The organism is Williamsia sp. M5A3_1d (assembly GCF_053345315.1).
Genome location: NZ_JBKEZX010000001.1, coordinates 598,277 through 612,084, shown reverse-complemented (window position 1 = coordinate 612,084; position 13,808 = coordinate 598,277). Strand labels below are relative to the sequence as shown.

Here is a 13,808-nt window from a genome sequence, read left to right as displayed (position 1 = left end):
GGGTAACGGACCCCTCAGCGGATTCCCGCGTCCGCGGTCGGCAGGCCGAGGACGCCCTCGGCTCCCTTGGCGACGTAATCGGTGAGTGCAGGCCCCACGAGGGCGTGCGCCCCGGTCTGCGGACTGAAGTAGACGTTGCCGTTCGCGAACTTCTGCAGGAAGCCACCGCCGGCCAGCTGGAGAACAGGGGTGAGGACCTGCCCGAGCAGTCCCGAGGGGCCGCCGAGCTCAACGATCTTGGCGTCGATGGCCGCGATCGCGGCCTTGAGCACCGCGGAGATGGGTCCGCTGATCAGGGTCGACAGGTCACCACCGGAGGGGGCGCCGGGCGTTGTCGGGGCGCTCGGCGCCGCGGGCGTTCCCGGGGTCGACGGGCTGACGAGCCCACCGAGCGCGCCGGTGACCGCATCGACCAGGGACGGGAGCACGCCACCGGGCACCGACGGGACGCCGGGCAGGGTGGCGGTGCCCGCGCCGACACCCGCGGGCGGGGCCACGATCTGCGGCTTGGGCTGCCCCTGGACGGTGAACCAGGCGGATTTCAGCTGCAGCTTCGAGCGGACCTCGTCGCCGGTGGCCTCCACCGTGCGACTGCTGCCGGAGATGCGGACCTTGATCGCCCGGCCGTTCTCGGCCCCGAGGCCGTTGGCCTGGATCACCTGGAACCCGGTGAGGGCGCCGACGCCGAAGGCCGAGGCGATGCTGCCCGATCCGACGGTGGCGGTCCAGTTGTGGTTGGGGGATTCGGTGTCACCGTCGTCGACGACGGCCGGGAAGTTCACACCCGCGGTGTACCCGCCGGTGGAGGAGGAGAACTCGGTGAACGCGGGCTGCCCGCCCACGACACGGATCTGGCCGGCGGTCGCATCGACGGCGGTGTTGGTGCGCGGGTCCTCGCCGCCGGCCCCGCCGTAGACCTGCGACATCATCGTGTCGTCGATCTTCTTGCCCTTGGCCGTGGCGGCGAGTGCGTAGGTGCGCGCGGCGACGGCCTGGGCCTTGAGTGCCTCGGCGCCACCGGAGTCGGCCCAGCGGGCCGGGCTCTCCTTGGGGGTGACGCCCTTGGTGTAGTCGTCGGCGCCGACGATGTTGACCACGCGCCCGCCGTCGAGCCCGATGGAGCCGCGGTAGGCGTCGTTCGATCCGCAGAATCGCAGCCACTCGTTGGCCGGCCGGTTGCCCGCGGTGTTGATCGGGTCGATCGTGGGCGGGCTCACCGAGATGGTCCGGACCACCGCGCCGCCACATCCGGCGGTGACGGTGGCGGTGGTCCCGGACAGTCGAACCGCCTGTCCGGGCGCCACCGTCTGGCCACCGACCCTCATCCCGGCGTCCGCACGCACATTCGCCGTGGTGTTGCGCGTGAGCGCAACGGTCACGGATTTGTCCGTCTTCCCCGCGGTGGTGCCACCGTAGTAGTGGTTGAGGATCTGATCGGCCGTCCAGCCCTTCTTGGCGTAGCCGTACGCGCCGTACTGCCCCATCCCTCGCCCGTGTCCGAACCCGTGACCGATCAACGTGACCTGGCTGCCGACGGAGAGGCTCACCGACTCGGAGATGTCGCGGTGGGACGCGACGGCCCCGACGCCGAGAATGCCGGCGCCGAGCACGAGAACGGGCGCGAGGCCGAGTGCTGCCGAGGTCAGCAGACGTCGGTCGGTGGCCCGTTGTGCCATCGGCTGGGGTCCTTTGCGGTTGGGCGAACAGCGTGATGCGTGCGAATGGATGGGACTTCCAGCGACGATAGTGTCCGATTAGTAGTCACAACAGCCCCATGCGGTAACAACAGCATCACGAGTTTCACGCCACGCCGTGTCCGGTTCTGGACTTGCCCCTCCCGCGATCACACGATGTGGCGGTCTGTGCACGACGACTCGTCGTCTGCCATCACCGCCACGCGAGGAGTTCACTGTGCGATACCGCCGCTCGAGGCCGTCGATCGTGGTGGCGACCGTCGCGGCCGTGGTCGTGGCCAGCCCCGTGATCGCCGTCATCGGCGGCAGCGCCCCCGAGAACACCACCGACCAGCGACGACCCACACTCGCCGCCGAGGCGACCACGATCAGTCAGGTCGGTCTGAACACGGTGCCGACCCTCGTCCTCGACGTCGTCCGGTCGGGCCTCGCCGCGGCCGGTGTGACCCTGCCGCCCATCGACCTGTCGTCGATTCCGCTGCCCGATCTGGCGAAGGTGATCCCCTCCGGCGTGCTCCCGCCCGGCTTGCTGCCCTCGGATCTGTTCCCCACCGGCACGGCGCCGACGGCGAGCACCACCACCGCACCCGCGCCGACCACCGATCCCCGCACACCGGTCTCGGCTGACGTACCCGCGGGAGCGGTGGTCAAAGAGATCAGCCGTGACCGACCGTTCAGCATGATCGGCCTCACCTGGGACGACCTGAAGCCCGCCGCGAACACCCCGCAGGCCGCGACGGCCGCCGCCGAGCAGGCCCTCGCCCAGACGACCGCGTTCATCCGGGCGCAGAAGTCCGACGGCAGCTGGGGTCCGTGGCTCTCGGCCGATCCCGCCGACGGCGATCCCCGCACCCGCGAGCGGGCGACAGCCGGCACCGAACCGATCTGGGTCGGGGTCACCAAGGCCGTCCAGGTCGCCGTGACCCGAGCCGGTGTCGCCACACCGGCGATCCCCGGCGCAGACGGCAAGCCCGAGATGACCGTCGCCCCGGGTGACATCGCGCCCAGGGCGTTCACCGTCCCGCGCTCACCCGTCGCGGGCGACCCGATGACGCCCGCGCCCGGCACCACGACGGCGACCGGGCCCGCTCCGGTCACCGGTCCCTCGACGCCGAGCGTGCTCGAGAACGTCGTCTCGACGCTCAAGGCCGCACTCATCGACCCCGGCACCCCCGGCGGTTCCGGTGGCGCCCTCGGTCTGCCGACGGTGCTGCCCGGTCAGCAACCGCCGGTCATCACCCGCGCGCAGTGGGGCGCCGACGAGTCCAAGCGCTGCGATCAGCCGACCTACGATCCGACGCTGAAAGCCGCTGTGGTGCACCATTCCGCGGGCAACAACGACTACACCCCGGAGCAGTCGGCGGAGATCGTGCGCGGCATCTACGCCTATCACGCGCAGACGCTCGGCTGGTGCGACATCGGCTACAACGCGCTCGTCGACAAGTACGGACAGATCTTCGAGGGCGCGTTCGGCGGTCTCGACCGCAACGTGCAGGGAACCCACACCGGCGGCTTCAACCGCGACACCGTCGGCGTGGCGATGCTCGGCAACTACAACGACGTCGCACCCACCGCCGAGATGATCCGATCGGTCGGCAGCTACCTGGGCTGGCGTCTCAAGCTCGCCGGACTCGACCCGAAGGGCACCGCACAGCTGACCTCGCAGGGTTTCGACTCGGCGCGATTCGCCGCCGGCCAGAACTCGGACCTTCCGGTCATCAGCGGGCACCGCGACTACGACAACACCGAGTGCCCTGGCACGCTGGGCTACGCCGCACTCCCGCAGATCCGTGAGGTCGCCGCGGGCAATCTCGCCGCCGCCGGCACCACGGCCCCCACCGCGACAGCACCGACCGACGCGACCCCGGCACCGGCGAGCCCGACGGCGACGTCACCGACCACGGCGCCGAACGACTCGACGACGCTGGGTGGGGTCGCGACGCAGGTCCTCTCCGCGACCGACCCGGGCGCCATCGCGCAGAAGTGGTTGTCGATGGGCGGGGCGACCGGCGCGTTGGGCGCACCGACCAGTGCCGAGCTGACCACCCCGAACGGGCTGGCCAAGTACGTCGATTTCACGAACGGGAAGATCTACTGGTCGCCGCAGACCGGGGCGCAGGTCGTCCAGGGCGCCATCGCGAAGGCGTGGGGCGCAGCCGGTTACGAGCAGAGCGCGCTGGGGTTGCCGACCGGATCGGAGGACTCCGCGATCAGCGGCATCATCACCCAGGCGTTCCAGTTCGGCTCGCTGGTCTTCAACAAGAGCAGCGGCGTGGTGGTGCAGGTGATCAAGGCGTTCATCGACGAGTTCACCCGAAGCCTCGGGACGCAGATGAACGGGGCCAGTGCGCCGGTACCGGTGCCCAGCACCGGCCCGGCGAACTGACTCGCGGTCAGATCAGTTGACCGACTGGTTCGAGGCGCCGGTGCCCGCGTCGCGCAGGCAGATGGCGGTGATGGTGGCCGTCCAACCGGTCGGCCGGTCGGGCTTGACCACCGGGTTGCGCTGCTCGGAGCAGGCCTGGTTGCCGTTGAGGCGCACCGAGTTGAACAGGTAGAGGTTGATCTCGGCACCGATGACCGCGCTCTGCGGGGTCGGGTAGTACCGCGAGGTGAAGGTCTTCGTGTACGACCCCTCGGGTGCCGACGGTGCGGCGGAGGCGACACCGGCGCCGGCGGCGACGAGTCCGGCAGCGGCCGCCGTCGAGGCGACACCGAGTGCGATCGTGCGGGCGGTGGGGCGGCGATCCTGAGTTGTGTTCACGACCACAGTGTCCCCGAAGCGGACGCGCCTGTCGACCTCCGTCGGGTGGGGTGCGCCCCGATCAGTGGAACCAGCGGTGCAGCACGCGTCCCACACCGTCGTTGTCGTTGCTCGTGGTGATCTCGTCGGCCGCGGCCCGCGCCGCGGGGTGGGCGTTGGCCATCGCGACACCGCGAGTCGCCCAGCGCAGCATCTCCACGTCGTTGGGCATGTCGCCGAACGCGACCACCGAATCGACCGGCAGGGATGCGATCTCGGCCAACCGTCGCAAACCGGTCGACTTGTCGACACCGGGTACGGCGAGCTCGATGAGCCCGTTGTCGGTGGAGAAGGTGACCGCGGCGCGGTCGCCGACCGCGGCGGTCATGGCCGCGGCCATCGCGTCGCTCGACGCGCCCGGCTTGCGGATCAGCATCTTCACCGCCGGCGCCGAGACGATGTCGTCGTCGCCGACCTCGACATGGTCGGGGTTGAGCCACGCGTGCACGTATCCCGCCGCGGCCACGAACGGCGCGGTCGCCGAATCGTGCGCGCTCTCGCCGACCCGTTCGGCGGCGAGGCCACATCCGGGGATCTCACGGCGCGCGATCTCGGCGATCTCGGCGAGCGTCTCCGGAGGCAGGGTGGCCGATTGCAGCACCACGTCGGCGGACACGTCGTAGACGATGGCGCCGTTGGCGCAGACCGCGTAGGTCACGTGGTCGAGCTGCTCGGCGATCGGGGCGATCCATCGGGGTGGTCGGCCGGTCGCGAGCACGAAGGCCGTGCCCTCCTCCGCGGCGCGACGCAGGGCGTGGCGGGTCAACGAACGGACGTTCTCGGAACTGTCCACGAGGGTGCCGTCGACGTCGCTGACGATCAGCGACGGCGGCCCGAACCGGGTTCGTCGCACGTCAGCCCTGACCCTTCTCGCGGGCAGCCTGCTCGACACGCCTGCGTTCGCGGAGCTCCGCCTTGCGGACGGCCTCGGCGTCCTCGATCTCGCGGGCCTGCGCGGGCGTCGGTGCACTGCCGCCCATCGACGCGGGGACCCACGGCGCACCGGCGGGATGTTCGCCGTAGTCGGTGCGCACCGCATCGAGCAGCTCCGACATCTGTGTCTTGAGGCGCGCGGTCTCGGCGACCACGTCGGCATCGGCCGCGACCTGCACGGGGTCACCGAATCGCACCGACACCGGGATGCGACTGCGACCCATGTCGCGGGGGACGCCCTTGCTCCACTGCCGCTGCGCGCCCCAGACGATCACCGGGGCGATCGGCACCCCCGCCTCTGCCGCCATCCGGACCGCACCGGTCTTGAACTCCTTGAGTTCGAAGCTGCGACTGATGGTGGCCTCCGGGTAGACGCCGACGACGTAGCCCTCGCGCAGGTTCTGCACGGCCTGGGCGTACGCCTGCGCACCGGCCGATCGGTCCACCGGAACGGTGTGGGTGTGGGTGATGAGGAAGCGCACCAGCGGGTTGTCCATCATCTCCGACTTGATCATGTAGCGGGCGCGACGACCTGCGCGGTACACACCGAGGGCCGCGGCGAGGAAGTCGACGTAGGCGGTGTGGTTCACCGCGAGCACCACCCCACCGGTCGCGGGCAGCTTGTGTTCGTCGCGCACCGACAACCGCATCCCCTGCGCCCGGACCAGGGCATGTGCCGCGATCTCGAGCGTCCGATAGACGGGTTCCATCTCCTCAGACTATCGACCCTCAAGGGCGCCACGGACTGCGATACGGGGTGCGATGATGTTGGCCGAGCCCGTCGGGGGGCCGAACTTCGTCGACCCGAAAGCAAACCGCGTGCTCCAGTCCCGTCAGACCTCGAGTCTCGACCGTGCACCCGTGCTGGGGGCGGACGGGTTCGGCCGGGCGTTGCGGATGTGGTCTCTCGCCCCGCACGACTACCTGTGGATCGTCCATCACCACTCGATGCGGCCGCTGCAGACGCCGATCCGCCTCACCCTGGCCGCCAACACCTTCATGCTCGCGATGAGCTCGGTCTTCGCGCTGCTGAGTTCGCGGGGTCCGCAGGGTGAGACGGGGACGCGCATCGCCCTCGTGGTCCTCGTGCTGCAGGCCATCGTGATCGCGGCCGTCCTACTGGTCCCCCTCCCCCACACCAATGAACTCGCCCGGGCCTACTTCGTGGGGTTCGTGCTCTTCGGCGACATCGGCGTGGCCACCGTCATGCTCACCCTGCCGCCGATCGACGGGGCGTTCGGGTGCGCACTGCTCGTCCTCAACAGTGCGATGTGCATGTTCTTCGTCAGCTCCCGGTGGCTGCTGGCCCACCTCACCTTCTCGTTCGCGTTCATCCTGCTCATGGCCTGGCGGGTCCACCTGACCGACCTCGTCGACGGATGGGCGATCGCCTCGGCCGTGGTGGTGATGGTGATGGCCGTGTGCGGGGTCCCGGTGTCGTCGCACATCGCGTGGACGCTGCTGTCGGTCGACGCGCGGCAGTCGGTGCGTGACCCCCTGACCGGACTGTTCAACCGCCGCGGCATCGAGGCGTCACTGGAGACGATGTGGGGCGCGGCGCGCTCGTCCGGCGCCGCGATCGCCGTCGTGGTGGTCGACGTCGACGATTTCAAACGCATCAACGACACCTTCGGACACGATGTGGGCGACGACGTGCTGCGGCGTCTCGCGGAGACGATGTGCGCCGCCACCGGCGCCGACGGTCTCCACGGCCGCAGCGGGGGCGAAGAGTTCATGGTGGTGCGCTGCGGCGTCGCCGACGCGCTCGCAACTCAGCTCGGCGACCTCGCCACGCGCGTGCGGGTGCCCGTCGATCCGGGCGAGCGACTCGATGGCCAGACCGTCATCACCGTGAGCGTGGGAGCCGCCATCGTGACCACCCCGGCCCCGGCCGGAGAGGCCGCCGACGACTTCCGGCGCGCCCTCCGTATCGCCGACGTGCAGATGTACGAGGCGAAACGCGCCGGAGGGGACCGGGTGAGGGTCGCGATACGATGAACCCGACGATGTTCTCAGGTCGCGGACGCGTACGGCCCCGCCCTCCGCTGGTCGGGGTGGGCGTCAGGGCGTCTGCGCTTCGATGGCTCTCCGACCCGCACGATTACGCGTGGATCGTCCACCACCACTCCACGCGATCGCTCAACGGGCCGATACGCCTCGTGTTCACCGCGTGCATCGCGCTCTACGCCGCGTGCTCGCTGCTCCTGCTCCACAGCCCGCAGGGTCCACGCGGGACGGTCGCGGTCTCGATCACCGTGGTGGTCCTGGCGCTCCAGGCGGTGACGGCGGCCTTCATCATCTTCGTCCCGGCCCCCACCACCCAGCGCGCAGCACAGTTGTACTTCGTGGGTTTCGCGGTGTTCGGCGACGTCGGTCTGACCGTGGTGCTCCTGCTCTACAGCCCCCTGGTGAGTGCCGTCGGATGTGCACTGTTCGTGATCACCGGCGCCCTGTGTACCTACTTCCTGAGTTCGCGCTGGCTGCTGGCCCACCTGGCGTGGGCGAGCGGCGTCATCGTGTTCTGCACGTGGCGGCTCGCCCGGGCCAGCGAGATCGACGGGTTCGCCGTGGCCGCCGGGGGCCTGGTCCTCCTGGGGGCCGTGTGCGGGGTCCCGATCGCCGCGCACGTCGCCTGGCATGTGTTGTCGGTCGACGCGCGGCGCTCGCTCATCGATCCGTTGACCGGTCTGCGCAATCGGCGTGGCCTGGAGGTCTCGGTCGACCCCGTGTGGCAGTCGGCGGTGCACGATCGATCTTCGGTGGCGGTGGTGATCGTCGACATCGACGGCTTCAAACACGTCAACGACACCCACGGACACGACGCCGGAGACGAGGTGCTGCAGCGGATCTCGCATCGCATGGTCGAACTCGCCGGACCCGGCTCGGTCGTGGGGCGCACCGGCGGCGAGGAGTTCACCCTGGTGATCGTCGGACCCCGCCGCGAGGTGACGATGATGGTCGGGGCGCTTCCGCTGCACCTGCACGCCCCGGACGACCCGATCCCCGTCACGGTCAGCGTGGGCGGGGCGATCGTCGGCAACCCTCTCGGCGGCGCCGCCGACGGCGAGTTCGACGCCGCAATGCGAGTGGCCGACGCCCAGATGTACGAGGCCAAGCGAGCCGGCGGTGACAGGGTCAGCGTCGCGGAGGTCTGAGGACGGTCAGCGCTCGCGCTCGGTGCGCTTACGGGCCCGCTCGGCCGATTCCTCGGCGTCCATGGCGTTGGCCTCGTCGAGCGTGGGGGCACCACCGCCGAGCCGGGCGGGAACCCAGAACTCGCCGGCCGGGTGGGGGCCGTAGGCGTCCTGGATCTCGTGCAGCGTGTCGGTCATCACCTGGTGCAGTGTGGCGGTCAGTTCCTCCGGGGTGCCGGTCGGTGTGATGGGCGGCGCGACACCGATGCTGATCGGGGTGTTCGAGCGCCCCATGCGTTTCGGGTGTCCCTTGGTCCAGACGCGCTGCGCACCCCAGATCGCGGTGGGGACGATCGGCACGTTGGCCTCGAGCGCCATGCGTGCGGCGCCGGTCTTGAAGTCCTTGATCTCGAAGCTGCGGCTGATGGTGGCCTCGGGGTACACGCCCACCAGCTCCCCACGCTGCAGGTACTCGACGGCAGCGCGATAGCTCTCGGCGCCGGCCCCACGATCGACCGGGATGTGCCGGAGCGCACGCATGATGGGCCCGGACACCTTCGAGTCGAACACCTCCTTCTTGGCCATGAACCGCACCTTGCGGCGGCCGTGCAGGAAGGCCGGGAGCCCGGCGTAGGTGAAATCGAGGTACCCGGTGTGGTTGATCGCGATGACCGCCCCGCCGGAGGAGGGGACGTTCTCGGCGCCGGTGACGGTGAACTTCAAGCCCTGCGCGGCCCACATCGAGCGGGCGATGGCGATCACGGTGTCGTACGCGGGTTCCATGCCGATGACCCTAGCGTCCGCCTCTACCCTGGAGGTGCGGTCGTAGCGACGGACCGCTTGATCGAGAGAGAGGCATCGAGTGCAGGTCACCAGCATCGGACACGCGGGGTTCCACATCCAGACCGCGGCCGGATCCATCCTGTGTGACCCGTGGGTGAATCCCGCCTACTTCGCCTCGTGGATCCCGTTCCCCGACAACTCCGAACTCGACTGGCGCTCGCTCGGTGACTGCGACTACCTGTACGTCTCACACCTGCACCGCGATCACTTCGACGCACGCAACCTCGCCGAGAACGTCAACAAGGACGCCACCGTCCTGCTGCCCGACTACCCGGTGCCGGATCTGCGGCGCGAGCTCGAGGCGCTCGGGTTCCACACCTTCGTCGAGACGCAGGACTCGGTGAAGACCACCGTCAGCGGCGACAAGGGCAGCCTCGAGGTCATGATCGTGGCGCTCCGCGCGCCGGCCGACGGACCCATCGGCGACAGCGGGTTGATCGTCTCCGACGGCGAGACCACGTGTTTCAACATGAACGACGCACGCCCGGTCGATCTCGACGTGATCTCGGATGCGTTCGGCCACATCGACATCCACCTGCTCCAATACTCCGGCGCGATCTGGTATCCGATGGTCTACGACATCCCGCGTAAGACGAAGGCCAACTTCGCGGCGCAGAAGCGTCAGCGCGGCATGGACCGGGCGCGGTCGTACATCGAGCAGGTCGGCGCCACCTGGGTGGTGCCCTCGGCGGGGCCACCGATGTTCCTCGACCCCGAGTTGCGCTATCTCAACGACGTCCCCGACGCCGACGGCACGCCCGACACCACGAGCATCTTCCCCGATCAGGCGACGTTCCTGGATCAGATGACCGAGCACGGCACCGACGACGGCAGCAAGCATCGCGGGTTGATGATGGTGTCGGGATCGACGGTGGAGCTGCGGGGATCCGAGCTCGTGGAGATCAGCCACCCCTATCCACCGGAGCAGGTGTTCGGTGCGAACAAGGGCGCCTACCTCGAGAAGATGGCGACGAAGTTCGCGCCGGTGATCGCCGAGGCGAAGGCGTCGTGGGCGCCGGCCGAGGGCGAGCCGCTGCTGCCGCCGTTGCGGGATCTCTTCGAGCCGATCATGGCGGGCAGCGACCTGATCTGTGACGGCATCGGCTACCCGGTGGGGCTGGTTCTCGGCGATCAGACCGTGGTGCTGGACTTCCCGAACCGGACGGTGCGCGAGCCGAAGGAGGGTGAGGGCAAGTACCGCTACGGTTTCCGCATCCCGCCCGAGTTGGTGCGCACGGTGCTACGTGACGACGAGCCCGACTGGGTGAACACGATCTTCCTGTCGACGCGGTTCACCACCTGGCGGATCGGTGGATACAACGAATTCCTGTACACGTTCTTCAAATGCCTGACGCCCGAACGCATCGCCTACGCCGACGGCTGGTTCTCCGAGGCGCACGACGATTCGGCGTCGATCACCAAGGACGGTTGGGAGATCCAGCGTCGCTGTCCGCACCTGAAGGCCGATCTGAGCAAGTTCGGTGTGATCGAGGGTGAGAAGCTGACCTGCAACCTGCACGGGTGGTCGTGGGACCTGCCGACCGGTCGCTGCCTCACCTCCAAAGGACATGAGTTGCGCGCCAACAAGATCGAGTCGTGACGGAGGTGGTCGACGAGCCACGGCGCGACTACACGTGGACGCCGCCGGCCGGTCGAGCCCATGCCGAGTTACACGGTATCGAGCAGGTGCACGCCCAGATCGCCGGTGAGCTGCCCCTCAGCCCGGCGTCGTCGACCATCGACTACCGGCCGGTGGACGCGGGCGAGGGGTGGGCGGTTCTCGAGCTGGAACCACGCGAGTTCCATTGCAACTCCTTCGGGACCATCCAGGGTGGGCTCATCGCCGCGGTGATCGACGCGGCGTTCGGTTCGGCCCTGATGACCGTCAACCCGGAGAACCGCCGCTTCACCACGCTCGACCTCAGTTGTCGCTACATCCGCGCCATCGCCCCCGACAGCGGCGCGATCCGGGTGCGCGCCGTCGTCGAACACCACGGCCGGACCACCGCCACCGTCCGCGCCGAGGTCCACGACGCCGAGCACCGACTCGTCGCCAGCGCCACGTCGACGCTGCTGATGCTGGGCTCTACAGAACGGTGAACGAGGCCGCGGAGAGGAAGAACCCGCGGGCGCCGGAACCGCCGACCTGGGTGCAGGTGAGGCCGTCGGTCGCCGACGAGCAGGTGACGGTGCGGCCACCTGCTGGGGGCAGCGTGACCCGTTCGCCGTAGCCGAGAATCCGCTGAGCACTCCACCCCTCGCCCTGGATGATCGTGGCGCACACGTCCGGCCGACTGGTGAACCACCCGAACTGCACCGCACGACCCTGCTCCTCGCCCCCGTAGAAGTTGCACAGCGAGGAGGTCGGCACGGTGTGTGGCAGGTCCTGGGTGCGACAGATGAAATTGCCTTCGATGGAGCGGCATTGGATCTTTCCGCTGGGGCTGGCGAACGCGTAGTACGACCCGACGGCGTAGGTCGATGCGGGCACGACGGTGATCGCAGGGGGCCGCTGCTGTCGGGTGGTCTCCTGCGGCGCGGCGGACGTGGCGTCGGTCGCCCCTGCATCTGCCGAACCGGTGCCGTCGCTGGGCGCGGACGTCGCTGTAGGAGACGTCACGGTGACCGTCGAGGTCGGCGAGGCGGTATCGGAGGAGTCCGACGAGCATCCCGCGCTCAGGCCGACGAGCAGGACTGCAGCTATGGCGGCGGTCAGGTGGGTCGCGATCCTGGTCATGGTCTGTCCCTCGGTTGTCGGACGGGCGTACACACAGATCGCCCGTATCGGACAGATCGTTACCGATGCTCATCGAGGGTCTGGCGCGGGTCACCGATTCGTGGTTATGCTTGCCTCATCTCAGCTAGGTAAGCCTCACTTACCCGGCACGACCACCGCAGGGGGCGACATGTCGATCACGACCGACCGTCTCCGCTCGCGCGCCATCGCCGCAGATGAGCCCGTGGTCGGCGAGGTCGCCATCAGCGACCTGGCGCTGGGCCGATCCGCGATCGTATCCCGCCTGTGCGCCGACGCCGATCCGTCGGCGGCCCGCCGCTTCTTCGACCTCGGTTTCGCGCCCGGCGCCGAGGTGGTCGCCGTACGCCGCGCACCGATGCGAGGTCCCGTGGTCGTCCGCGTCGCCGGTTACGAGATCGCATTGCGGCGCCGCCAGGCCGACTGCATCAAGGTCGTCGCAGCCGCCTGAGCTCAGCCCGCGGCCTGCACCAGATACGGCACGCGGGTCCAGGTCAGCACCTTCGGTTCACTCGGCTTCGAGATCGTCACCCGCAGATAGTCCTTGTTGTTCGACGACCCGTCCACCGTCACTCGCGTCAGATTGTCGGCTGCACCGCTGATCCCGTAGAACGACAACCACTTCGAGCCGGCCGCCAGCGGGGTGTCGGAGTTGTAGACGTGGCTGTCACCGTTGAACAGGTACACCGGCTTGCCGAAACCACGTGACTCCTCGACCAATGCGCGCACGAGCGGGGTGAACGCCGAGTTGTCGTTCTGTGTCACCGCGTAGGTCGGGTCGAACATGTCGGCCTGGGTGTAGAACGACACCGCCCGGTAGTTGCGCGCCTTCGCGACGGCGAAGCTGCTGCGCACCTGGGCGATGGCCGCGTTGATTCGCGCGGTCTCCTCGGCGATCTGACCCGGGTTGGCGGCGGTCTGCCCGATGCCCGTCCACGGCTGCAGATCGTCGTTGCTGCCGACCACGTGCAGCGTCGCCATCGACACCCCACGCTGCGAGAGCGACACGTTCTCGGGGAAACCTATGCCGCTCTGCGAGGCGACCGGCCGTGCCCGCTGCCCGAGGGTGCGGCCGGGGCGCGGGAAGAACGTCTTCCGAACCGCCGAGAGGCGTTCGAGGGGGTTGTAGGCACCGTTGTTGGCCCGGTGACAGTCTGTCCACTCGTTGTCGCCCGGGGTGTAGAGGAAGGGGCGGCGGAAGGTGTCGAAGTCCTTTCGGATCAGGGCGAAGTAGTCGTCGGTGCACTTCGTCGACCCGTTCTTGATGTCGCCGACGTGGAAGGTCATGTCGACAGCACGGTCGGCGTTGATCTGCGCGATCCACTGCGGGAACACGTCGATCTGCGGCTGTCCGTACGGGACATCGCCGATCACCGCATAGGTGTACGTGCCGGCGTCGTCGCCGAGTCCGGAGCTCCCGAAATCGATCGCTCCTGCCGATCCGGGCGCGACGGTCATCGCAGCGGCGAGAGCGAGCACGAGGGTGGCCAGGCGGGTCGCGATTCTCATGTGCCGACGGTGATCGATCGAGATGAACAGGGGTCGGCGCCGCGATGTCGAGAGGGTGTCGATCAGCAACGCCGACCCAGGCAATCGGGCAACTCGGGCAGCCGGTCTCAGCAGCGCGCGGGGCGTGTCCCGCCGGC

Annotated in this window: 13 protein-coding genes; 6 read left to right on the top strand and 7 right to left on the bottom strand. The window is 69.1% G+C overall.

Annotated features, from left to right (window positions below):
- Window positions 1-14: 14 nt before the first annotated feature.
- Entirely contained in the window at window positions 15-1,676 is a 1,662-nt protein-coding gene (locus tag ACLBW1_RS03045) for a SpoIID/LytB domain-containing protein (protein ID WP_447810015.1), read from the bottom strand.
- Between the two features lie 235 nt (window positions 1,677-1,911).
- Here ACLBW1_RS03045 and ACLBW1_RS03040 point away from each other — a divergent pair, with 235 nt between their 5' ends.
- Window positions 1,912-4,080, top strand: coding sequence for an N-acetylmuramoyl-L-alanine amidase (locus ACLBW1_RS03040; RefSeq protein ID WP_447810014.1), 2,169 nt, complete (start codon window positions 1,912-1,914; stop codon window positions 4,078-4,080).
- Window positions 4,081-4,092: 12 nt separating this feature from the next.
- Here ACLBW1_RS03040 and ACLBW1_RS03035 read toward each other — a convergent pair whose 3' ends face one another.
- The 3 genes from ACLBW1_RS03035 to ACLBW1_RS03025 all read right to left on the bottom strand — a co-directional run bounded on the left by ACLBW1_RS03035 (window position 4,093) and on the right by ACLBW1_RS03025 (window position 6,140).
- Window positions 4,093-4,458, bottom strand: coding sequence for a hypothetical protein (locus tag ACLBW1_RS03035; RefSeq protein ID WP_447810013.1), 366 nt, complete (start codon window positions 4,456-4,458; stop codon window positions 4,093-4,095).
- Between the two features lie 61 nt (window positions 4,459-4,519).
- Entirely contained in the window at window positions 4,520-5,350 is an 831-nt protein-coding gene (locus tag ACLBW1_RS03030) for an HAD family hydrolase (RefSeq protein WP_447810011.1), read from the bottom strand.
- Window position 5,351: 1 nt separating this feature from the next.
- The gene (locus ACLBW1_RS03025; protein WP_447810009.1) at window positions 5,352-6,140 is read right to left on the bottom strand and encodes a lysophospholipid acyltransferase family protein; all 789 of its coding nucleotides are present in this window, start codon (window positions 6,138-6,140) and stop codon (window positions 5,352-5,354) included.
- A 109-nt stretch (window positions 6,141-6,249) separates the two neighbouring features.
- Here ACLBW1_RS03025 and ACLBW1_RS03020 point away from each other — a divergent pair, with 109 nt between their 5' ends.
- Together ACLBW1_RS03020 and ACLBW1_RS03015 are read left to right on the top strand one after the other, a co-directional pair.
- Complete coding sequence (locus ACLBW1_RS03020; protein WP_447810008.1) at window positions 6,250-7,428, top strand: diguanylate cyclase; 1,179 nt, start codon at window positions 6,250-6,252, stop codon at window positions 7,426-7,428.
- A 56-nt stretch (window positions 7,429-7,484) separates the two neighbouring features.
- A complete protein-coding gene (locus ACLBW1_RS03015) occupies window positions 7,485-8,585 on the top strand; it encodes a diguanylate cyclase domain-containing protein (protein WP_447810006.1) in 1,101 nt (366 codons plus the stop codon).
- A gap of 6 nt (window positions 8,586-8,591) precedes the next feature.
- Here the strand turns inward: ACLBW1_RS03015 and ACLBW1_RS03010 are convergent, their stop codons facing one another.
- The gene (locus ACLBW1_RS03010) at window positions 8,592-9,347 is read right to left on the bottom strand and encodes a lysophospholipid acyltransferase family protein (protein ID WP_447810004.1); all 756 of its coding nucleotides are present in this window, start codon (window positions 9,345-9,347) and stop codon (window positions 8,592-8,594) included.
- A gap of 79 nt (window positions 9,348-9,426) precedes the next feature.
- Between ACLBW1_RS03010 and ACLBW1_RS03005 the strand changes: the two genes are divergently transcribed.
- Both ACLBW1_RS03005 and ACLBW1_RS03000 read left to right on the top strand, forming a co-directional pair.
- On the top strand, window positions 9,427-11,007 hold the full coding sequence (locus tag ACLBW1_RS03005) for a Rieske 2Fe-2S domain-containing protein (protein ID WP_447810002.1): 1,581 nt from the start codon (window positions 9,427-9,429) through the stop codon (window positions 11,005-11,007).
- Window positions 11,004-11,507 carry a PaaI family thioesterase gene (locus ACLBW1_RS03000; protein ID WP_447810001.1) on the top strand — a complete coding sequence of 168 codons (504 nt, stop codon included), beginning with the start codon at window positions 11,004-11,006 and terminating at the stop codon, window positions 11,505-11,507. Before ACLBW1_RS03005 ends, ACLBW1_RS03000 begins: the two co-directional genes overlap by 4 nt.
- On the opposite strand, the gene ACLBW1_RS02995 is transcribed toward ACLBW1_RS03000, so the two are convergent.
- Window positions 11,494-12,144, bottom strand: coding sequence for a hypothetical protein (locus tag ACLBW1_RS02995; protein ID WP_447810000.1), 651 nt, complete (start codon window positions 12,142-12,144; stop codon window positions 11,494-11,496). The genes ACLBW1_RS03000 and ACLBW1_RS02995 overlap by 14 nt on opposite strands.
- Before the next feature lie 169 nt (window positions 12,145-12,313).
- Between ACLBW1_RS02995 and ACLBW1_RS02990 the strand changes: the two genes are divergently transcribed.
- A complete protein-coding gene (locus tag ACLBW1_RS02990) occupies window positions 12,314-12,613 on the top strand; it encodes a FeoA family protein (protein ID WP_447809998.1) in 300 nt (99 codons plus the stop codon).
- Between the two features lie 2 nt (window positions 12,614-12,615).
- Here the strand turns inward: ACLBW1_RS02990 and ACLBW1_RS02985 are convergent, their stop codons facing one another.
- Window positions 12,616-13,671: a hypothetical protein gene (locus tag ACLBW1_RS02985; RefSeq protein WP_447809996.1), complete on the bottom strand. Its 1,056-nt coding sequence runs from the start codon at window positions 13,669-13,671 to the stop codon at window positions 12,616-12,618.
- Window positions 13,672-13,808: the final 137 nt, after the last annotated feature.